We start from the raw sequence: 21181 nt of genomic DNA, 5'->3' as shown, positions 1-21181 counted from the left end.
CCCACAGTCTGTAACATGCACTTTCAATCGATACAAGATGTTGAAATGACTTGAAACCAGCGGTTTGTAACAAATCTTGCGTTTGACATCATATTCGGGTTGATTCATGCAGGACAACACGTTACCCTAATACGCGTATGGCTTATATAAAATCGTACTGAATCGCATAAAAGTTGATACAGATCGAATCACCGCGTGCGCATTGACCCGCGTGCGGGGATGCAATAAGAAGAGCAGCTAGAAGAGATCCATACATAACAGGTCGATTTGAGGGAAAAATGAGTTTGTTACTAACCGTGCCGCCCAACCTTGTCCAGTCCATCCGTGCCTTTCGCGTGACCGAATTACAAGACGAGGCGATCCGTCTCGGGCAGCACTTTTTATATGCGCATTGCAACGCTGGACAGACCAAACAACAAGTCATCGGCATTATTGCAGAAGCATTCCTGTTTCCGAAAAACCTGGCGAAGAATTTCGATGCCTTGCGCCTGTGCCTGACGGACACCATGTTCAAGGCGGGCACGCAGACAGGCTTCCTGGTGGTGCTCGAGCAGTTGCCAAATACGCAAAAATTCGACAAGGAGGCGCGCGAGATCCTGCTCGACGTGTTCCGCGACGCGGCCGACTACTGGGCCGAGAAGAAAGTCCCGTTCCGCGTCTTCTATTCGTTCGAGTAAACACTTACTCTCGTTGTGGTAGCGTAAAATCAGCCTTTTTCCGGCTTGGCAGGCAGCATTGTCCGGCGAAAGCGCTTATTGTGCGAGTATGTTGCGGCGCAACAATATCGCCGGCCTTTCTTGGTTCGCATCGCCATAGCGGGTACAATGCGCGCTATGAAAAATATCGTTATCCTCATTTCCGGACGCGGCAGCAACATGGAAGCGGTCGTACGCGCGGCGCAAGCCGAGCAATGGCCAGCCCGTATTGCCGCCGTCATCAGTAACCGGGCCGATGCCCAGGGATTGGTTTTTGCCGCGGAACATGGGATAGCGACCGCAGTCGTTGCCAACAAGGATTATGCCAGCCGCGAACAGTTCGATGCGGCGCTGCAAGCCGTGATCGACGGTTTTGCCCCCGACCTGGTCGTGCTGGCCGGTTTCATGCGCATCCTGACGCCGCCCTTCGTCGAGCATTACGCGGGGCGCATGCTCAATATCCACCCGTCGCTGCTGCCGCTGTTCCCGGGCATGGCGACACACCGCCAAGCGCTCGAGGCTCGTGTAACGGAACACGGCGCGACCGTGCATTTCGTGACTGCCGAGCTCGATCATGGCCCGGCCGTGGCAAGCGCGAAAGTCCCCGTCTTGCCAGGCGACACAGAAGAGAGCTTATCGGCGCGCGTGCTGGTACAGGAACATCTGCTTTACCCGCGCGCCATCCGCCTGTTCATTGACGATAAACTGTCAGTCGAGCATGGCCAGGTCCGCGTGGACCCTCAATAAAATATTACAGAAAGAATAACAATGAGATTGCCACCAGCGATACTTGCCAATGCTGAAGAAGTATTGCGCGAAATTTTACGTTTCACGGCCCCGGCCGACACCACCCTGTCGCGCTATTTCCGCGACCATCCGCGCCTCGGTTCGCGCGAACGCGGCGCCATCGCCGAAGGCATCTATGCCGTGCTGCGCAACAAATCGTTCTTCACGGACTTCGCCGAAGCGGGCAGTGGCCCGACCATGCGCCGTTTGACCATCCTCGGCCTGGCCGAAGCGGTGGGCGCCGATTCGTTGGGCGGCCTGACGGAAGAAGAAGTGGAATGGCTGGAACGCATCACGCAGATCGACCGCAGCCTGATGCCGTCGAACATGCGCGCCAACATGCCGACCTGGCTGTTCGACAAGCTGATCGCCCAGTTCGGCGAAGCGGAAACCATGAAGCTGGCCGATGCGCTGAACGCGCCGGCGCCGCTGGACTTGCGCGTGAACTCGCTCAAGGCCACGCGTGACGACGTGATGCTGGCCCTGGCCGAAGCGCCGATCCTCAGCACGCCAACGCCGTTCGCGCCGCTGGGTTTGCGCGTGATCAAGAAGCCATCGTTGCAAAACCTGCCCCTGTTCCAGAGTGGCGCCATCGAAGTGCAAGATGAAGGCAGCCAGATCCTGTCGCAAATCGTCGGCGCCAAGCGCGGCGAGATGGTCGTCGATTTCTGTGCCGGCGCGGGCGGCAAGACGCTCGCATTGGGCGCGCTGATGCGCAACACGGGCCGTTTGTACGCATTCGACGTGTCGGAAAAGCGTCTGGCCAAGCTGAAGCCGCGCATGGCCCGCAGCGGCCTGTCGAACGTGCATCCGGTGCAGATCGCGCATGAGCGCGATGCCAAGATCAAGCGCCTGGCCGGCAAGATCGACCGCGTGCTGGTCGATGCCCCATGTAGCGGCCTGGGTACCCTGCGCCGCAATCCGGACGTGAAATGGCGCCAGCAGCCGAACTCGATCGTCGAGCTGCAAGCCAAGCAGGCAGCCATCCTGGCCGGCGCGGCACGCCTCGTCAAGGGCGGCGGCCGTCTGGTGTACGCCACCTGCAGCTTCCTGAACGAAGAAAACGATTTTATCGCCGAGCAATTCCTGGCGGCCCATCCGGACTTCACCCTGGTGCCGATGAACAAGGTGCTGGCCGAACAGAAGATCGAGCTGGAAATGGGCGACTACCTGAAATTGTTACCGCACTTGCACCAGACCGACGGCTTCTTCGCCGCCGTGTTCGAGCGCAAGGTCATGCCGAAAAAAGTCTACGCCGATGAAAAACCGGCCGACGACGTTGACGCCGAGCCAGCCGAATAAGTTTGTCACCGGCCATCGCTGCAGCATCGCAGCGGTGGCCATGCACTTGCGCCAGCCAGTCTGGCGCAGGCTGTGGGCACCCCGCCCGTTTGTTTTCCCGCACCACCTTCCAGATTCCATCCGCCATGAATGAAACCCCGCTGCTCAACCTGATCACTGACTTTGTCGACGATTTCCGTCAACCGGCCATCCTGTGGCAGGCGCTGGTCATCGTTGCCTGCCTGGCCCTGAGCTGGCTGCTGGTGCGGCAGTTGCGCGTGTTCCTGCACCAGCGGGCCGAGGCGGCCGCCACGCCGGCCACGCCGGAAACCCTGCAGCGCACCGATAGCTTTATCCGCATCCTGACGCCCGTGCTGGCGGCCATGCTGCTGGGCATTGCGCAGCATTTCCTGGCCAAGTTCCAGTCAGTGAATCTGCTCAGCATCGCCATCCCCCTGTGCACGTCGATGGCGCTGGTGCGCTTCGGTTTTTATGTGCTGCGCCGCATTTTTGCCCGTCATGGCGATATCAGCCCCACCATGTTGCTGCTGGAAAAGATCTTCACGGTCGTTGTATGGGCCGGCATGGCCCTGTACATCACAGGCCTGTGGCCGGAGCTGCATACCTTCCTGGAAAGCATCGTCGTGCCGCTGGGACGCAACAAGGTGTCCGTGGCTGCCATCTTGCAAGCCGCTATTTCCGTAGCCGTGCTGCTGGTGCTGGCCATGTGGGCCGGCACTTCGCTCGACGAGCGCCTGATGAAAATGCAGGGCCTGCACACCTCCTTGCGCGTGGTGCTGTCGCGCATGGGCCGCGCCGTGCTGATCCTTGTTTCCGTGCTGGTCAGCCTGTCGCTGGTGGGCATCGACCTGACGGTGCTGTCCGTGTTTGGCGGCGCCTTCGGCGTGGCGCTGGGCTTTGGCTTGCAAAAGATCGCCGCGAACTTCGTCTCCGGTTTCATCATCCTGCTCGACCGCAGCCTTACCATCGGCGACATGATCACGGTCGGTCAATTTACGGGCAAGGTCACGCAGATCAATACGCGCTATACTGTGTTATTGGGTGGCGATGGGGTTGAATCCATCGTGCCCAATGAAATGCTGATTTCCGGCGGCGTGCAGAACATGTCGCTGAGCAACCGCATGGTCTGGCTGTCGACGGCCGTGTCGGTGGGTTACGAAACGGACCTGGACGTCATCTTCCCCTTGCTGGAAGAGGCGACCGCCAAGGTGCCGCGTGTGTCGCAAAGCAATCCGCCATCGGCTACCCTCGTGCGTTTCGGCGCCGACGGCCTCGATGTGCAGATCGGCTTCTGGATCGCGGATCCGGAAAACGGCACGGGCGGCGTGAAGTCGAATGTGAACCGCGCCATCTGGCGCACCTTGCAGGAACATAAGGTCACTGTACCGTTTCCGCAACGCGAATTGCGTATTGTTGGTACGCCTCCTGCCCCGCTCGCCAGCGCGGCAGACGGTGAGTCCGCGCCATCCGGCACCCAGCCTTAACCTCGCTGCCTGCCTCCGATTTTGCCTGATAGCACCCATTAGGGCGTACAATCACGCCTAAAATTAACTCTGCCGGACCTCCAGAGTCACTGGAGCGACCGTGCGCACGCCCTGTCCACTTGGAGTAGTAGTAATGACATTGAGTTCCGTTTTACACGACGTTTTGCAGTTCATGGCAACTGGCATTACCGATCTGTCCGCATGGCAAGTTTTCCTGTACACCATGGTGGTCACCCACATCACGATCGCCAGCGTCACGATTTACCTGCACCGCCATCAGGCCCATCGGGCGCTGGAATTGCATGCGCTGCCCAGCCATTTCTTCCGTTTCTGGCTGTGGCTGACGACGGGCCAGGTCACCAAGGAGTGGGCCGCCATCCACCGCAAGCACCATGCCAAGTGTGATACGGAAGAAGATCCGCACAGCCCCGTGACGCGCGGCATCAAGAAAGTGTTCTGGGAAGGCGCCGAGCTGTACCGCGCTGAATCGAAGAACATGGAAACCATGGCCAAGTATGGCCACGGCACGCCGGCGGACTGGATCGAGTGCAATCTGTACACCAAATACAGCTGGTTGGGCGTGGTCATCCTGTTCTTCCTGAACTTCGCCCTGTTCGGCGTGATCGGCATTTCCGTGTGGGCCGTGCAAATGATGTGGATCCCGATCACGGCGGCAGGCATCATCAACGGCATCGGCCACTACTGGGGCTACCGCAACTACGACTGCGCCGACGCGGCCACCAATATCATTCCCTTCGGCATTTTGATCGGCGGCGAAGAGTTGCACAACAACCACCATACGTATGCGACGTCGGCCAAGCTGTCGTCAAAATGGTATGAAATCGATATCGGCTGGGCGTATATCCGCGCGCTGGAAATGCTGGGCCTGGCCAAGGTGAAAAAACTGGCGCCGGAACCGAAGTTCTCGCACGGCAAGCTGGAAGCGGACTTCGAGACCTTGCAGTCCGTCATCGCCAACCGCTACGACGTGATGGCCAAGTATGCAAAATCGATCAAGCATGCCTGGAAGGAAGAGCTGGAACACCTGAAACACAAGGCCGAGCTGGAAAAACGCTTCCTGAAATCGTCGCGCAAGCTGATGCAGCGCGAACCGGGCAAGCTGGCCGATGCGCATCACGAGCAGCTGTCGGAACTGTTCCAGCACAGCAAGGCGCTGGAAACCATGCACCACATGCGCGTGGAGCTGGGCGCCATCTGGGAGCGCTCGCACTTTACGCGCGAGCAATTGCTGCAAAAGCTGCAAGACTGGTGCACGCGCGCCGAAGCGTCGGGCATCAAGTCGCTGCAAGACTTTTCCTTGCGCCTGCGCAGCTATGCATAGGTAAGCTGCGGCAGCAGATAAAGGCCCTGGTTTCCAGGGCTTTTTTTTCGTCGCGACAAAGGTGAAGAGAGTCGGTCGAAAATCAGGGCGAAAAAAAACCGCTCATCGGAGCGGCTCTTTTTACAGAACACAATATCAATTACTTGATTTTGGTTTCTTTGTACGTTACGTGCTTGCGTGCTTTAGGATCGAATTTCATGATCTCCATTTTCGCAGGCGTCGTACGCTTGTTTTTGGTAGTCGTGTAGAAGTGACCCGTACCGGCGGTCGATTCTAACTTGATTTTGTCGCGGCCTGATTTTGCCATGATAGCTCCCTTATTCTGCTAATTAGACTTTTTCGCCACGAGCGCGCATATCGACCAATACGGCGTCGATGCCGACTTTATCGATGACGCGCAGACCGGCGTTGGACAAACGCAGGGAGACCCAGCGGTTTTCAGATTCAACAAAAATACGACGATTCTGCAAGTTAGGCAAAAAACGACGTTTGGTTTTGTTGTTTGCATGGGAAACATTGTTGCCGACCATCGGCTTCTTCCCAGTGACTTGGCAAACACGTGCCATGGCGCACTCCTTAAAGATATTCCAAATTGGAAAAACGAGAGTATATCCAAAATAAGCAGATTTATCAATGACTTGCGAAAAACAATTGTGTCATGTTGTATTGAAATAATTTAACAATTTGACTTTTACCCTTCCTCATAGGGAAAAGCACTGGTAAACAGCGCTGTTTACTGTTAGACAAGCCTGCTGCCCTTGTCACGTATGTCCTTGTTTACACATGGTTAACTGCGGTGGAGCGGGCTCTGGCCTAGATTTGCCCATGTTCCGCAAACGAATGCACTTGGCGCCCGGCCACGACGAAATGGTCGAGGATGCGCACATCCACCAGCGACAAGGCTTGCACCAGCGCGCGCGTCAGCAGCAGATCCGATTCGCTGGGCTCGGGTGTGCCGGATGGGTGGTTGTGCGCGAGCATGACGCTGGCCGCGTTGTGCAGCAGTGCCTGCTTGACCACTTCGCGCGGATACACGCTGGTGTGGGTGAGGGTGCCGCGAAACATTTCCTGGGTCGTGATCAGCCGGTTCTTGACGTCCAAAAACAACACGTGAAACGCTTCATGCGCCAGGTTGCCCAGAGTCAGGCGTAAATAGTCTTTGACGGCGTGCGGTGAATTGAGGGCCTGGCCCGCCTGCAAGTCCTCGATGATGGCGCGCCGCGCCAGTTCCAGCACGGCTTGCAACTGGGCGAACTTGGCGCTGCCCATGCCATGCACGGCGGAAAAACTCACGAGGCTGGCGCCAAACAGGCCCCGCAAGGAGCCGAAGTGCTCGACCGTATCGCGCGCCAGCTCCACGGCGCTCTTGCCGCGCACGCCAGTGCGCAGGAAGACGGCCAGCAATTCAGCGTCCGACAGCGATTGTGCGCCATCCTCGATCAGGCGTTCGCGCGGCCGTTCGCCGGCTGGCCAATCCTTGATGCCCATGTTGCCTCCCCGGTGCGCCCAGCTGGTCGTGGCGCCTGCCGATGATTGTCGCGCCTTCCCCGGGCGGCCATGCTGCGCTAGCTCGTCTTTATGTCAGGTCGTGCTAAAAAAACAAAAGCCAAGATGCCCGGAGCGGGTATTTTCAGGCGCTATCATTTGCCTGTCGTTGCATTCCATGCAAGTTGCAGCGACGGGGAGTCAGGGCCCTGAACTCAATGTCTTCCACTTGTTTTACAGGAGCAGTCATGCCGTACATCAAAGTTATCAATGGAGTCATGCAAGAGTTCAACGCCGCCGGCGTCAACACGGGCAAGGTCAGCGGCATCGGCCTCAATTCGCACGCGTACCTGGAGCGCCGCACCTGGAGCGCCGTAGCCGCAGCCACGACGACGAATGACAGCAACCCCGATTACCCGGCCGATTTTCCCTATCTCGCCGCCAATGGTTTCAAGTACATCCAGGTGATGATGGCGCCATTTAACGGCACAATGGCCGACGGCACCGGCTATCAGGTGTGGGACTACGTTGTCGGCAAGCCAAAATTTGCCGACGACAACACGGTCGTGGACCTGGGAATCAACGATACATACTGGGCTGCGGTGAAGGCGCTGCTCGACTGTGCGCTGGCCAACGGCATCGGCATCATTGCCTGTCCGTTCTGGAATCCCTATGCCGTGCCGGAGTTGGTGGGGGAGGCGGGCGCTACACGAACCGAGCACGATGTAATCGCGCGCGCCGCACTGATCAATCCTCAATCGAAAACACGCCACTATATGCGTGCCTTTGCCCAGGCGTTTGCGCAGCGCTACAGCAACCACGCCGGCATCGCCGCGTGGATGGCTGCGCAGGAACTGATGGCCGGGGCGAAGATAGACTTGAATTCGACGCGGGAAATCATCCAGGAAACGGCGCAATTGCTGCGCGACAACGATACCCTGGCCCGCATGATTTCGTCCGGCAATGCGGGCATTGCCCATACCTCGCCCCGTCAAGGCTCCTTGCAGCAATATGTTGAGGAAACCCTGCCATTCATGAATCCGGATCCGGTCGACTGTCTGTGCGAAAACCTGTTCCCGGGTAACGAATATGTCAGCAGTGGCCTGCTTGAGGGCGCGGATTTGCCATCCGACTTCGTTTCGTCTTCGCTCGCTTATTTGCAAGTGATGCAGCGCGCGGCCGAGAAATTAGGCAAACCGTATTACCTTGGCAGCTTTTGCCTGTCTAAAAAGCAAGAAAGGGCCTTGCAAGATACCGAACGGCAGGACAATTTGCACGCATTGCTGAGCGCCATACGCCGTACGGGTGTGCAACTGGCATGTTACTGGGCCTGGAATGCGGGCAAAGCCATGGAGGTCGGCGAAATGAACCTGGTGCAGACGCCGACGCATACTAACGAACGCGAGCCTGTCTGGAACGCCTTGCGCGGCGACGACGCCATCCGCCCTGCACCGCCCAAGCCGTGTTTCGGCGTGACGAAGACCTTGCAGTTCCAGCCTGGCCTGATGCTCACCGTGCCTTCGTCCGTGCGCTACGAGAGTGCGGATTTTTCACTGTCGTATTGTATCCGGCAGCAGGCTGTAACCTCGACCAAGGACGTTGATCAAGCGTTCATCAAGCGCCAATCGAATAGCAAAGGCTGGGCGCTGCTGCAAAAGTTTATTACTACGCAGAACAATCTGAGCACCTACCTCCAGTTATGGGGAGGAAATGCCGTGAGCTCGAACAGCAATGGCCACGGTGCGAAGGTGGATGTCACTGACCGCTGGCTGCGCTGCACTTACACCGTCAAGCATGATGGTTCCATCAGCCTATACGTCGACGATTTTCTCATGTACCAGGGGAACAAAATGGCGCAGCCATTCGTGAACGCTGCGGGCACACCCTTGGTGATCGGTCGTGCCGTCAATGCGCTGGAGCAGGGCACGCCCGCCTGGCAGTTGTCGGACGTTATCCTGTACGACCGCGTGCTGACGCCCAAGGAAGTGTATGACTATGGCCAGTACGGCATCGTGCACCGGCCTGTGGGGCGCTGGAAGCTCGACGGCAACCTGGAAGACAGCTCGGGCTTCGGCAATCATGCGAGCACGCCTGGCCAGTTGGTGTACGTCAACGTCGGATAAGTGACAGGGCGCGCGGTCATGTTTTTTGACAAAAGCATGGCCGCGCCGAGATGGCATGGGGCGCGCTGGCTCAGGGTGGCTTACAATATCGTTTTGCACCAGTTACTTGAAAACTACTATGTCCAACGAGCAACCAGCAGTCGTCACCGAAGCGGCTTACCTCACCCTGCATTATCGTCTTGCTACTGTTGACGGTACTGACATTGTCACGACCTTCAGCGGCAATCCCGCGACCTTGATGCTGGGACAGGGCCAACTGGCGCCATTCCTCGAGCAGCGTCTGCTGGGCTTGCCTGAAGGCACGCACCAGACGTTCGAGCTGGCGGCGGGCGAAGGCTTTGGCGAGCGCAATCCCGAGCTGGTGCAGTCCGTCTCGCGCGCTACCCTGGACGAAAACTCCGTGCCGGGCGCCGACTACAAGATCGGCGACCTGGTCGACTTCGCCGCGCCGGGCGGCGGCCGCTTTGCCGGTGTGCTGCGCGAATTGCGTGACGATTCGGCCCTGTTCGACTTCAACCATCCGCTGGCCGGCCAGCCGCTGCGTTTTGAAGTCAAGCTCATTTCGGTCCTGTAAGGAGTAGCGATGGATAAAGAACTGTTACTGGCCCAGCCCCGCGGTTTTTGCGCTGGCGTCGACCGGGCGATTGAAATCGTCGAACGCGCCTTGCAGCAATTTGGCGCACCGATCTATGTGCGCCATGAAATCGTCCATAACGCCTATGTGGTGGCCGATTTGCGCAACAAGGGCGCCATTTTCATCGACGACCTCGATGACGTGCCTGCCGGCAATACGCTCGTGTTTTCCGCCCACGGCGTGTCGAAAGCCGTGCGTGCCGAGGCGGAATCGCGCGGCCTGAGCATTTTTGATGCGACTTGCCCGCTGGTTACCAAGGTGCACATGGAAGTGGGCAAGATGCGCCGCGAAGGCCGCGAGATCATCATGATCGGCCACGATGGCCATCCCGAGGTCGAGGGCACGATGGGCCAGGCCGATATGGGCATGCATCTGGTGGAAACGCTCGACGATGTGGCGAAATTGCAGGTCGCCAATCCGGAGAGCCTGGCCTATGTTTCGCAAACAACGTTGTCAGTTGACGACACCAGCGACATTATTGCGGCTTTGAAAGCGAAATATCCGAATATCGCCGAGCCGAAAAAAGGCGACATCTGCTACGCCACCACGAACCGCCAGGAAGCCGTGAAATTCATGGCGCCGCTGGTGGAAGTGGTGATCGTCGTGGGCAGCCCGAACAGCTCGAATTCGAACCGCCTGCGCGAAGTGGCAGACAAGATGGGCACGCCTGCCTACATGGTCGACAATGCCTCGCAGATCGACCCGGCGTGGCTGGAAGGCAAGCTGCGCGTGGGTGTCACGGCTGGTGCCTCGGCGCCCGAGGTGCTGGTGCAGGCCGTCATCGACCGCTTGAAAGAGTGCGGCGTGAAGAGCGTGCGCCCGCTTGACGGCGTGCAGGAAGCCGTTACGTTCCCGATGCCGAAAGGCCTCGACGGCATCAAGCGCGACGTCGCCTGAGGCTGTACGGCTGCTGAGTATCGATGAAATAGTTACCTCAAAACCGAATTTAATTCGGAAATGATTGATTTATTCCAAGCTTAGTTTTTGCAAAAGATCGTTATGATTGCCTCAAGCTTGAATATGTTGTCGTTATGACTAAGCAAGGTCACGCCCGTTTTGAGTGCGTGCACCATGCTGGTGAGAACGGTCCAGGGATGGCACTGCAGGAATTCTTCCTCCGGTGCCGTTTTTGTATCAGCGGCATGTTCTGGCGGAAGTTGTTCCCGAAAAATGCATATTTGATAGGGCAATCATGGATACATTCATCCAGCAGATCATTAACGGCTTGGTGTTGGGCAGCATGTATGCCTTAGTCGCCCTCGGTTACACCATGGTGTACGGCGTGTTGAACCTGATCAACTTCGCCCACGGCGACGTGCTCATGATCGGGGCCATGGTGGGCTTGACCATCCTCAAGCTGCTGGGCATTTATGTGCCCGATTGGCCCGGCTATCTGAAGCTGGCCACCGCCATCCTCGGCGCCATACCCATCTGTATTCTGGTGAACATCATCATTGAGCGGGTCGCCTACCGCCGCCTGCGCAACGCCCCCCGCCTCGCCCCCCTGATTACCGCCATCGGCGTCTCCATCCTGCTGCAAACCTTCGCCATGATGATCTGGACGCGCAATCCCTTGCCCTTCCCGCAATTGCTGTCGACCGACCCCATCAACATAGGCGGCGCCGTGATTTCGCAAACGCAAGTGTTGCTGCTGGCCCTGGCCGCGCTGTCGATGGGCGGACTGGTGTTGCTGGTGGAAAAAACCCGCATGGGCCGCGCCATGCGCGCCACGGCGGAAAACCCCCGCGTGGCAGGGCTGATGGGCGTCGATTCCGACAAGGTCATCGTGGCCACCTTTGCCATCGGCGCCGCGCTGGCGGCCGTGGCCGGCGTGATGTGGGGCGCCAACTATGCCTCCATTCAATTCTCCATGGGCGCCATCCCCGGCTTGAAGGCCTTCTGCGCGGCCGTGCTGGGCGGCATCGGTAATATCTACGGCGCCATGCTGGGCGGTATCTTGCTGGGCATTATCGAAAGCCTGGGCGCCGGCTATATCGGCGACATCACGGGCGGCTTCCTGGGCAGCCACTACCAGGATATCTTTGCCTTCGTCGTGCTGATCATCGTGCTGACCCTGCGCCCGTCCGGCATCATGGGCGAACGTGTGGCCGACCGTGCCTGATGTGAAACTGGGAGATTAAATCATGGCACTACTCGATTTCGACGCAAAAAAGAATCCGGCCAAGGCCTACGCCGGCATGCTGGGCCTGGCCGCGCTGCTGATGGTGTTCCCGTTTTTTGCCGCCCAGTTCGGCAACTCGTGGGTACGCATCATCGACATGGCCTTGCTGTACATCATGCTGGCCCTGGGCTTGAACATCGTTGTCGGCTTTGCCGGCCTGCTCGACCTCGGCTACATCGCCTTCTACGCCGTGGGCGCCTACCTGACGGCCTTGCTGGCGTCGCCCCAGTTCGCCATTCTGCTCGAATCGGTGGTGAATCAATATCCGGTGTTGGGCGAAACCCTGGTGCAGCTGATGGGGCCGGAAATCCGCGAGAACGGCATCCATTTGTCGATCTGGATCATCGTGCCGTTGGCCGCCTTTGTTGCCGGCCTGTTCGGCGCCCTGCTGGGCGCGCCCACCTTGAAGCTGCGCGGCGACTACCTGGCCATCGTGACCCTGGGCTTTGGCGAGATCATCCGCATCTTCATGAACAACTTGAACGACCCGATCAATTTCACGAACGGGCCGCAAGGCATCAATCTGATCGACCCGATCCGCATCTTCGGCGTCAACCTGGCGGGCGAGGCGGGCACCAACAGCACCGTGACGGTGGCCGGTTTTTCCATGCCGTCAGTGAACGCCTATTACTTTTTGTTCCTCTTCCTGTGCATCGCCGTCGTGTTCGTCACCAAGCGCCTGCAGCATTCGCGCCTGGGCCGCGCCTGGGTCGCCATCCGCGAAGACGAGATCGCCGCCAAGGCCATGGGCATCAATACGCGCAACGTGAAATTGCTGGCCTTTTCCATGGGCGCCTCGTTCGGCGGCGTGGCGGGCGCCATGTTTGCCTCGTTCCAGGGTTTTGTCTCGCCGGAATCGTTTTCCCTGACGGAATCGATCGCCGTGCTGGCCATGGTGGTGCTGGGCGGCATCGGCCATATCCCCGGCGTGATCCTCGGCGGCGTGATCCTCGCCTCGATACCGGAAGTGCTGCGCCACGTGGTGGAACCGGCCCAGCAGGCGCTGTTCGGCCACGTGGTGATCGAGGCGGAAGTGCTGCGCCAGTTGCTGTATGGCCTGGCCATGGTGTTGATCATGCTCAACCGTCCTGCCGGCCTGTGGCCATCGCCGAAGCACGAAGACCGGCCCGACCACGACGTCGACCAGCCGAACAAATCCACCGGCGTCGTGTCCGCTTAAGGGAGGGATAGCATGAGCGAACAGATCATTCTCAATATTGCCGGCGTGAATAAACGTTTTGGCGGCTTGCAAGCGCTCACCGACGTGGGCATCACCATCCGGCAAGGGCAAATCTATGGCTTGATCGGCCCGAACGGCGCCGGCAAGACGACGTTTTTCAACGTGATCACGGGCCTGTACCAGCCCGACACGGGCACTTTCGAGCTGGCCGGCAAACCATATTCGCCATCCGCGCCGCACAAGGTGGCCAAGGCGGGCATTGCGCGCACCTTCCAGAACATCCGTTTGTTTGGCGACATGACGGCGCTGGAAAACGTCATGGTGGGGCGCCATGTGCGCTCGCATCAGGGCGTGTTCGGCGCCATCTTCCGCCACAAGGCGGCGCGCGAGGAAGAGGCGTCCATCCGCAAGCGGGCCATGGAGTTGCTCGACTTCGTCGGCATCGCCCAGTTCGCCAGCCGCACGGCGCGCTTCTTGTCGTATGGCGACCAGCGGCGCCTGGAAATCGCCCGCGCGCTGGCCACGGACCCGCAACTGCTGGCGCTCGACGAGCCGGCGGCGGGCATGAATGCGACGGAAAAGCTGGCCCTGCGCGAGTTGCTGGTGAAAATCAAGGCTGAAGGCAAGACCGTGCTGTTGATCGAGCACGACGTGAAACTGATGATGGGATTGTGCGACCGCATCACCGTGCTCGAGTATGGCAAGCGCATCGCGGAAGGCTTGCCGGCCGAAATACAACAAAACCCGGCCGTCATCGAGGCTTATCTGGGAGGGTCGCACGCATGAGTAACGATGGCTTGAGCAAGAATATATTGAAGGTATCGGGTCTGCACGTGGCCTACGGCGGCATCAAGGCCGTGAAAGGCATCGACCTGGAAGTCAACCAGGGCGAGCTGATCGCCCTGATCGGCGCGAACGGCGCCGGCAAGACGACGACCTTGAAAGCCATCACGGGCACTTTGCCGGCCTGCAAGGTCGAAGGCACGATCAGCTACCTGGGCGAATCGCTCAAGGGCACGAAATCGTTCCACCTGGTGGAAAGGAAACTGGCCATGGTGCCGGAAGGGCGGGGCGTATTTACCCGCATGTCGATCCGCGAAAACCTCATGATGGGCGCTTACACGCGCATGGACAAGGCCGGTGTCGAGGACGATATCGCCCGCTGGTTCGACGTCTTTCCACGACTCAAGGAACGGGCGGCGCAGATGGCCGGCACCTTGTCGGGCGGCGAGCAGCAGATGCTGGCCATGGCGCGCGCCCTGATGAGCCATCCGAAGCTGCTGCTGCTCGACGAGCCGTCGATGGGCTTGTCGCCCATCATGGTCGAGAAAATCTTCGAGGTGATCCGCAAGGTGTCGTCCGAAGGCATCACGATCTTGTTGGTCGAACAGAATGCCCGTTTGGCCCTGCAAGCGGCGCACCGCGGCTATGTGATGGATTCCGGCCTCGTCACCATGGGCGGCAACGCGGCCGCCATGCTCGACGACCCGCGCGTCAAGGCGGCGTATCTGGGAGAGTAAGCGCGCATAAAAAATGCCCCAGCTGGGCTGGGGCATAATGGCATCCGTCGGGGAAGTACGGGATGGATGCCTGGAGGAGCAGGTACAGCGGACCGCCGTAGCGGTCGCGCAAGAATTACTTGGCGGCAGCGCGTGGCACGACTTTTTCAGCTGCTTGCGTGAACTGGTTCACGGCCGAGGTCAGGTTCGCTTCGATAGCTTCGACGGTTTGCTTGCTGGTTTTCGAGAATTGCTCGTAGCCCGCATTGGCGTTGCCGATGGCGCTTTTCAGGATGGCGACGGCGTTTTCCGAACCAGCTGGCGCGTTCTTGGTGACTTCTTCCACCAGGGACAGGACTTTGCGGTTGGTTTCAGCGATTTGCGATTCAGCAGCTTTGCTGAATTCGGCTTGGGTGCCCGACGTGATGGCAGCCAGGTGACGGCCGTAAGCGATGGCTTTTTCGGCGCTAGGCTGGGCTTGAGCAGCGCTCAGCGAGAAGAATTCTTGTGGATCTTTTGCCGACAGCAATTGCTTGGCGGCGGCGGTCGATTCTTCCAGGGTCGCTTTGGCAGCGGTCAGGTTCAGTTCGACGATCTTTTCGATGCCTTCGAAGGCTTTGCCCGTCAGCGACGAGAACAGGGCGAATTGGGCTTCCAGGTTGGCTTTGGTAGCGGACGAAAATTGCTCAGGAATTGAAAACATATAAATCTCCAAAAAATCGAAATCTGGTTAATTTGATGCTGCGTGTACCGTTTGGGAAAGCAGGTGAATCTAAATTTTTCAAGCTGAACAAGAATTGTGCAACGCAACAAACCCTATTCTACGGTGAAAAAAAACGAAGTCAAGCGTTTCTTGTGCGATGCAACAATTGAATAGATTTGGATCAAAAGTCATTGTTTCTAAAGAGAAATATTTGATTTCTGGGTGTCAATGGTTTATGCCTAAACTATCGTTTCCGGCGGCTACGGGGACGATTGCGGCGCAGCATGCTAGACTTTGCCTCCCGTACTGGCGCAGCGCCCCGGTGCCGATCCTGTTTCCCGAGTTGATACCATGTCCAATCTTCCCGCCGCGGCTGGCGCCAGCGGCAAAGCCTCTCTTCTGACCACTCTGACGCCGATGGCCTTGCCTGGCTTCTTCGTATTGTTATGGAGCACAGGCTTTATCGTGGCCAAGTTCGGCCTGCCGTACGCGCCCCCGCTGACCTTTTTGCTGCTGCGCTTCCTGGGCGTGCTGGTGATCCTGTTGCCGCTCGTGCTGCTGTTGCGCGCACCGTGGCCCGTGGGACAGTTCCGCCAGATCGCCGTGGCCGGCATCCTGATGCAGGCCGGCTACCTGGCTGGCGTCTGGTGCGCCATCAAGCTGGGCATGCCGGCCGGCCTGTCCGCGCTGATCGTGGGCATGCAGCCCGTGCTGACGGCCTGCGCCGCGCCGCTGATCGGCGAATCCGTGCGCCCGCGCCAGTGGCTGGGCCTGTTCTTTGGCTTGCTGGGCGTGGCCCTCGTCGTGTATGCGAAGATCAACCTCGTGGGCCTGACCGTGGAAAGCGTGCTGCTGTGCGTGTTCGCGCTGCTGTCGATGACGGCCGGCACCATGTACCAAAAACGCCACTGCCCGCAATTCGACTTGCGCACGGGCACCGTGGTGCAGTTTGCCGCCTCCATCGTCGTGGTCTTGCCATTCGCCCTGTATTACGAAGGGCTGGACCTGCATTTCAGCAATGTGCAATGGACGGCGAATTTCATCGGTGCCTTGCTGTGGTCGGTACTCGTGCTGTCCATCGGCGCCATCTTTTTGCTGTTCGCCCTGATCCGCCGCAGCGACGCGACGAAAGTGACGGGCTTGCTGTACCTGACGCCGCCCACGACGGCCGTGATGGCCTGGCTGATGTTCGGCGAAGCGTTCAATATGCTGGGCATCGCCGGCATGCTGGTGGCCGTGATCGGCGTCGTGTTTGTCGTCAAGAAGTAGAGATAGCGGGAGAGCAGGGCAGTGAACAAGCAAGCATCTGAAACACCGTCAGCGCAGCAAGCCGTCGACGCCGTCATCCTGTCGCGCCGTTCGATCCGCGCCTTTTTGCCCACGCCGGTGGCGCAGGACGATATCGCGCGCATCCTGGAAGTGGCGGCGCGCGCGCCTTCGGGCGCCAACATGCAGCCGTGGAAAGTGTATGTGCTGTCAGGCGAGGCGCGCGCGCGGCTGTCGCGCCGCATCCTCGACGTCTATGCCGCACCGAAGGCGCCCGATGCGCCCGCGCGCACGGCGTCGTATATCTATTACCCGCGCCAGTGGACGGCGCCGTTCATCGAGCGCCGCCGCAAGATCGGCCTGGACCTGTACCAGCTGCTGGGCCTGGAACGGAGCGACACGGCCGGCATGGCGGCTCAGCATGGACGCAATTTCCAGTTTTTCGATGCGCCCGTCGGGCTGATCTTTACCATCGAACGGGTGCTGGAGCAGGGTTCCTGGCTCGACTACGGCATGTTCTTGCAAAATATCATGCTGGCGGCGCGCGCGCGGGGACTCGACACGTGCCCGCAAGCGGCCTTCATCCACTACCATGACATCATCCGTGACGAGCTGGGCGTGCCGGCCAGCGAAATGGTGGTGTGCGGCATGGCCCTCGGCTATGCCGACCCGGACAAGGTCGAGAACCGCTTGAACACTGAACGCGAGCCGCTGGCCGGTTTTGTTAAAGTCATGGACAAATAGACACGCCAGCGATGAGCACCAGCAAATAGCCGTCAAGGATGAGCTTGTTTGCTGATCGCTAACGATTTGTATTTCAGTACTGCAATAAATACTGTCCTAACTGTTAAATAGGCTTGCGAATACTCTGCATTTCGCTACACTGCAATAAGGCAACAGCTTCACGGGGAATTATCGAATGGCTAAGTTTAAACTTGCGCTGGGTATCCTGGCTTCCCTGCTGTTTGCACTGGCGCCGGCTGCGGCCGTGCACGCCAAGGAAGCGAACGGAAAATCCTCAGCCTCCAAGAAACAGAACACCAAGAAAGTCAAAGTCGTGCTGCGCAAGAGCGCGACGGCCGCGCCGCGCGAAAAGAGCGTGCGCCGGGTTGTCATGGTGCGCGGCAAACGCAAGGTCATCTATCAAAAAATCAGCAGCGTGGCCGTGCCCATGGCCGCGCCGATGCCCACCATGGGCGACCTGGCGGGCCTGAACCTCACGCGCGATCCGCTCGACCTCAAGTCGAGCGTGGCGCTGGTGCTGGACCAGAACAATTCGGAAGTGCTGTTTGAAAAGAATTCGAATGTGGCCCTGCCCATCGCCTCCATCACCAAGATGATGACGGGCCTGGTGGTCGTCGAAGCGCATCAGGACATGGAGGAACTGCTGACGATTACGGACGAGGACGTCGACCGCGCCAAGTTCAGCAGCTCGCGCCTGAAAGTGGGTTCGCAATTGACGCGGGCCAATATGCTGCACATCGCCTTGATGAGCTCGGAAAACCGTGCTGCCTCGGCGCTGGGCCGCAATTATCCGGGCGGCTTGTCGGCGTTTGTCGACGCGATGAACAGCAAGGCGCGCCAGCTGGGCATGATGGATACGCATTACGTCGATTCCAGCGGCTTGTCGAAGATGAACGTGGCCAGCGCGCGCGACCTGGGCAAGCTGGCCATGGCCGCCTTCCGCCATCCGCTGTTGCGCGAGTACTCGACGGACCCGAAAGCCATCGTCGAAGCCAGCGGCCAGCCCATGCAGTTTGGCAATACGAATCACCTGGTGGCGAATCCCGGCTGGGAAATCGGCTTGCAAAAGACGGGCTTTATCAATGAGGCGGGACGTTGCCTGATGATGCAGGCTGTCATCGAAGGACGGGCCGTGATCATGGTCTTCCTCGATTCCAAGGGAAAACAGTCGCGCACGGCCGATGCGGGCCGCATGCGCAAGTGGCTGGAGGCATTGAAACCTGCCAACATGAGCCTGCCAGGCGGCTAAAAGAAACAGGGCAGCGTTGCTGCCCTGCTTCTTTAGTCTTGGGGTATAAAACCCAAAGTCACTGAAATCTGGTTCGCCGTTTCCACCAGGTCCACCAGCCACTCATCCTGCAGGCGGTCGGCTGGCGCCGAGATCGACAGGCCGGCGATCAGCTTGCCTGTATCGTCGCGGATGCCGGCGGCCATGCAGCGCACGCCCAGTTCCAGCTCTTCATTGTCGCGCGCATAGCCGCGCTCGCGCACCAGGCTCAGTTCGCGCTCAAGCTTTTGCAGATCCGTGATGGAATTCTTGTTGTGTCCGGCCAGGCCCGTGCGCGTGGCGTACGCGCGGATGGCTTTCGGCTCGTCCACGGAGAGGAACAGCTTGCCGGTCGAGGTCAGGTGCAGCGGGCCGCGGCCGCCGATGGCGCGCACCACCTGCATGCCCGAGCGTTCGGAAAAGGCACGGTCGATGTAGACGATCTCGTCGCCCTGGCGCACGGACAGGTTGATCGTTTGCTGGGTTTTCTTGTGCAACTGGCGCATGAAGTCCAGCGCCGCTTCGCGCACGCTGAGGCGGCTTTTCACCACATTGCCCAGTTCCAACAGGCGCATGCCCAGCCGGTACGTGCCCGGTTCGATGCGGTCGACAAAGCGCGTCAGCACCATGTCGTTGAGGATGCGGTGCGCCGTCGAGGGGTGCAGGCCCGATACTTTGGACAATTCCTTCAGGCTGACCGGGTCGGAATATTTGGCCAGGGCATCGAGCAGGGCGACCATGCGTTCGATGACCTGGATCGTCGTCTTCGGGGCAGCGACCGGTTCAATTTTCATGATGGATTTGGTGCAATGCAGTATTCATCCTTCTTTATACCATGATGTGAAAAAATAGTGAAATGTTCCGAGATAGATAGCGAATAAATTGTCACAATCCCTATTGTGCCCGTCATAATGCGTGGATAGCATGTGCTTTGAACCATGGAAAACTATGCAACCTGTAAATGAATTCAAGAGCAAAAGCGGCTTGAAACGGATTTTCTCCGCCTTTTTCTACTCGCTCGATGGCTTGAAAGCGGCCTGGCGCCACGAACATGCGTTCCGGCAGGAACTGGGCCTGTTCGTCGTCGGCACGGTGATCGCCTTGCTGCTGCGCGTTTCCGCGTTTGAAAAGCTGGTGCTGATCGGCGTGCTGCTGCTGGTGCTGATCGTCGAACTGATCAATTCGGCAATTGAAGCCGTGGTTGACCGCATTTCGCTCGAACGTCATCCGCTGTCGAAAAACGCCAAGGACTTTGGTAGCGCCGCCGTGCTGCTGACCTGCATCCTGGCCTTCGCCACCTGGGCCGTCATTTTGTTTAACCGTTTTTATTAACTGCTAAATCCCCGTTGCGCGCCGTCCATATGTGAAAAACGCATATCAAACGGCGAAACGCTTCGTTCTCTTTGCGGCCATGGCGCCGTAATCTGGTGGCTCTGCAAGTTCAACCACACGGGGATCTTAGATGCTGTCGAAAAAAATCATCATTGCCGCCGCCATCAGCGCGTTTGCCATTCTGCAAACGGCGCAGGCTGCCGATATCACCCTGCTCAACGTGTCGTACGACCCGACGCGCGAGCTGTATCAGGATGTGAATACGGCGTTTGCCAAGGAGTGGAAAGGCAAGACGGGCGACAACGTCAAGATCAAGCAATCGCACGGTGGTTCGGGCAAGCAGGCGCGCGCCGTCATCGACGGCCTGGAGGCGGATATCGTCACCCTGGCCCTGGCCTATGACATCGATGCGCTGGCCGAGCACAAGCTGCTGGCCGGCGACTGGCAAAAGCGCTTGGCGCACAACAGCTCGCCTTACACCTCGACCATCGTCTTCCTGGTGCGCAAGGGCAACCCGAAAGGCATCAAGGATTGGAACGACCTGATCAAGCCAGGCGTCTCCGTCATCACGCCGAATCCGAAAACCTCGGGCGGCGCCCGCTGGAACCATCTGGCTGCGTGGGGTTACGCGCTGCGCCAGCCGGGCGGCAACGAAGCGAAGGCCAAGGATTTCCTCGGCAAGCTGTATAAAAACGTGCCCGTGCTCGATTCCGGCGCGCGCGGCGCCACCACCACTTTTGTTGAGCGCGGCATCGGCGACGTGCTGATCGCCTGGGAAAACGAGGCTTACCTGGCCGTCAAGGAACTGGGCCCGACCAAGTTCGACATCATCACGCCATCCGTCAGCATCCTGGCCGAGCCGCCCGTCGCCGTCGTCGACAAGTTTGCCGACAAGCATGGCACGCGCAAGGTGGCCGAGGCTTACCTGAACTACCTGTACACGGATGAAGCGCAAGACATCATCGCGAAGAATTACTACCGTCCGGCAACGGACAAGGCGGCGAAGAAATACGCGTCGCAGTTCGCCAAGGTCAACCTGTTCACCATCGAGCAAGTGGCGGGCGGCTGGACGGCTGCACAGAAGGCGCACTTTGCCGACGGCGGCATCTTCGACCAGATCTACCAGCCTAAGTAATACCGGATGGCACGATTGCCAG

Annotated in this window: 22 protein-coding genes; 17 read left to right on the top strand and 5 right to left on the bottom strand. The window is 59.0% G+C overall.

The features are described from left to right. Positions 1-278 precede the first annotated feature (278 nt). From AC54AG_RS02085 to AC54AG_RS02065, 5 genes are all read left to right on the top strand, one after another. Positions 279-677 carry a barstar family protein gene (locus AC54AG_RS02085; protein ID WP_034747450.1) on the top strand — a complete coding sequence of 133 codons (399 nt, stop codon included), beginning with the start codon at positions 279-281 and terminating at the stop codon, positions 675-677. A gap of 156 nt (positions 678-833) precedes the next feature. Then, positions 834-1442 carry a phosphoribosylglycinamide formyltransferase gene (gene purN, locus AC54AG_RS02080; RefSeq protein WP_034747453.1) on the top strand — a complete coding sequence of 203 codons (609 nt, stop codon included), beginning with the start codon at positions 834-836 and terminating at the stop codon, positions 1440-1442. Between the two features lie 21 nt (positions 1443-1463). After that, positions 1464-2783 carry an RsmB/NOP family class I SAM-dependent RNA methyltransferase gene (locus tag AC54AG_RS02075; RefSeq protein WP_072455489.1) on the top strand — a complete coding sequence of 440 codons (1320 nt, stop codon included), beginning with the start codon at positions 1464-1466 and terminating at the stop codon, positions 2781-2783. Positions 2784-2908: 125 nt separating this feature from the next. Then, a complete protein-coding gene (locus AC54AG_RS02070) occupies positions 2909-4267 on the top strand; it encodes a mechanosensitive ion channel family protein (protein ID WP_072455487.1) in 1359 nt (452 codons plus the stop codon). A gap of 133 nt (positions 4268-4400) precedes the next feature. After that, a complete protein-coding gene (locus AC54AG_RS02065; protein WP_496629371.1) occupies positions 4401-5609 on the top strand; it encodes a DesA family fatty acid desaturase in 1209 nt (402 codons plus the stop codon). 139 nt (positions 5610-5748) lie between these two features. Here the strand turns inward: AC54AG_RS02065 and rpmG are convergent, their stop codons facing one another. The 3 genes from rpmG to radC all read right to left on the bottom strand — a co-directional run bounded on the left by rpmG (position 5749) and on the right by radC (position 7097). Beyond that, positions 5749-5916 (bottom strand): 50S ribosomal protein L33, encoded by a 168-nt coding sequence (gene rpmG / locus AC54AG_RS02060; protein WP_010400929.1) that lies wholly within the window; start codon positions 5914-5916, stop codon positions 5749-5751. A 22-nt stretch (positions 5917-5938) separates the two neighbouring features. After that, on the bottom strand, positions 5939-6175 hold the full coding sequence (gene rpmB, locus AC54AG_RS02055) for a 50S ribosomal protein L28 (RefSeq protein ID WP_010400928.1): 237 nt from the start codon (positions 6173-6175) through the stop codon (positions 5939-5941). A gap of 247 nt (positions 6176-6422) precedes the next feature. Continuing rightward, positions 6423-7097, bottom strand: coding sequence for a RadC family protein (gene radC, locus AC54AG_RS02050; RefSeq protein WP_070301434.1), 675 nt, complete (start codon positions 7095-7097; stop codon positions 6423-6425). Between the two features lie 245 nt (positions 7098-7342). Here radC and AC54AG_RS02045 point away from each other — a divergent pair, with 245 nt between their 5' ends. From AC54AG_RS02045 to AC54AG_RS02015, 7 genes are all read left to right on the top strand, one after another. Then, positions 7343-9217, top strand: coding sequence for a LamG-like jellyroll fold domain-containing protein (locus AC54AG_RS02045; RefSeq protein ID WP_496629370.1), 1875 nt, complete (start codon positions 7343-7345; stop codon positions 9215-9217). 118 nt (positions 9218-9335) lie between these two features. After that, positions 9336-9791, top strand: a complete 456-nt coding sequence (locus AC54AG_RS02040; protein WP_034747468.1) for an FKBP-type peptidyl-prolyl cis-trans isomerase — start codon at positions 9336-9338, stop codon at positions 9789-9791. A 9-nt stretch (positions 9792-9800) separates the two neighbouring features. Beyond that, complete coding sequence (gene ispH / locus AC54AG_RS02035; protein ID WP_034747471.1) at positions 9801-10748, top strand: 4-hydroxy-3-methylbut-2-enyl diphosphate reductase; 948 nt, start codon at positions 9801-9803, stop codon at positions 10746-10748. 295 nt (positions 10749-11043) lie between these two features. Continuing rightward, positions 11044-11973, top strand: a complete 930-nt coding sequence (locus AC54AG_RS02030) for a branched-chain amino acid ABC transporter permease (protein ID WP_034747477.1) — start codon at positions 11044-11046, stop codon at positions 11971-11973. 22 nt (positions 11974-11995) lie between these two features. Further along, positions 11996-13213 (top strand): ABC transporter permease subunit, encoded by a 1218-nt coding sequence (locus tag AC54AG_RS02025; RefSeq protein WP_034747480.1) that lies wholly within the window; start codon positions 11996-11998, stop codon positions 13211-13213. Between the two features lie 12 nt (positions 13214-13225). Next, complete coding sequence (locus AC54AG_RS02020) at positions 13226-13999, top strand: ABC transporter ATP-binding protein (protein ID WP_034747484.1); 774 nt, start codon at positions 13226-13228, stop codon at positions 13997-13999. An 11-nt stretch (positions 14000-14010) separates the two neighbouring features. Continuing rightward, on the top strand, positions 14011-14733 hold the full coding sequence (locus AC54AG_RS02015; RefSeq protein WP_331777336.1) for an ABC transporter ATP-binding protein: 723 nt from the start codon (positions 14011-14013) through the stop codon (positions 14731-14733). A 115-nt stretch (positions 14734-14848) separates the two neighbouring features. Here AC54AG_RS02015 and AC54AG_RS02010 read toward each other — a convergent pair whose 3' ends face one another. Then, entirely contained in the window at positions 14849-15415 is a 567-nt protein-coding gene (locus AC54AG_RS02010; RefSeq protein WP_331776890.1) for a phasin family protein, read from the bottom strand. 351 nt (positions 15416-15766) lie between these two features. On the opposite strand from AC54AG_RS02010, the gene AC54AG_RS02005 reads away from it, so the two are divergent. The 3 genes from AC54AG_RS02005 (at position 15767) to pbpG (ending at position 18674) form a co-directional block, all read left to right on the top strand. Beyond that, positions 15767-16684 carry a DMT family transporter gene (locus AC54AG_RS02005; RefSeq protein WP_319990901.1) on the top strand — a complete coding sequence of 306 codons (918 nt, stop codon included), beginning with the start codon at positions 15767-15769 and terminating at the stop codon, positions 16682-16684. A 21-nt stretch (positions 16685-16705) separates the two neighbouring features. After that, positions 16706-17425 carry a nitroreductase gene (locus AC54AG_RS02000; protein ID WP_496629369.1) on the top strand — a complete coding sequence of 240 codons (720 nt, stop codon included), beginning with the start codon at positions 16706-16708 and terminating at the stop codon, positions 17423-17425. A gap of 175 nt (positions 17426-17600) precedes the next feature. Then, the gene (pbpG, locus tag AC54AG_RS01995; RefSeq protein ID WP_034747497.1) at positions 17601-18674 is read left to right on the top strand and encodes a D-alanyl-D-alanine endopeptidase; all 1074 of its coding nucleotides are present in this window, start codon (positions 17601-17603) and stop codon (positions 18672-18674) included. 32 nt (positions 18675-18706) lie between these two features. On the opposite strand, the gene AC54AG_RS01990 is transcribed toward pbpG, so the two are convergent. Then, positions 18707-19486 (bottom strand): IclR family transcriptional regulator, encoded by a 780-nt coding sequence (locus tag AC54AG_RS01990; RefSeq protein ID WP_034747499.1) that lies wholly within the window; start codon positions 19484-19486, stop codon positions 18707-18709. A 154-nt stretch (positions 19487-19640) separates the two neighbouring features. Between AC54AG_RS01990 and AC54AG_RS01985 the strand changes: the two genes are divergently transcribed. Continuing rightward, complete coding sequence (locus tag AC54AG_RS01985) at positions 19641-20024, top strand: diacylglycerol kinase (RefSeq protein WP_034747502.1); 384 nt, start codon at positions 19641-19643, stop codon at positions 20022-20024. Positions 20025-20154: 130 nt separating this feature from the next. Continuing rightward, on the top strand, positions 20155-21159 hold the full coding sequence (locus AC54AG_RS01980) for a sulfate ABC transporter substrate-binding protein (RefSeq protein ID WP_338679546.1): 1005 nt from the start codon (positions 20155-20157) through the stop codon (positions 21157-21159). Positions 21160-21181: the final 22 nt, after the last annotated feature.

The organism is Janthinobacterium sp. BCJ23 (genome assembly GCF_059617945.1).
Note: the sequence above shows the minus strand (reverse complement) of the source record. Positions and strands in the feature narration are given on the sequence as shown.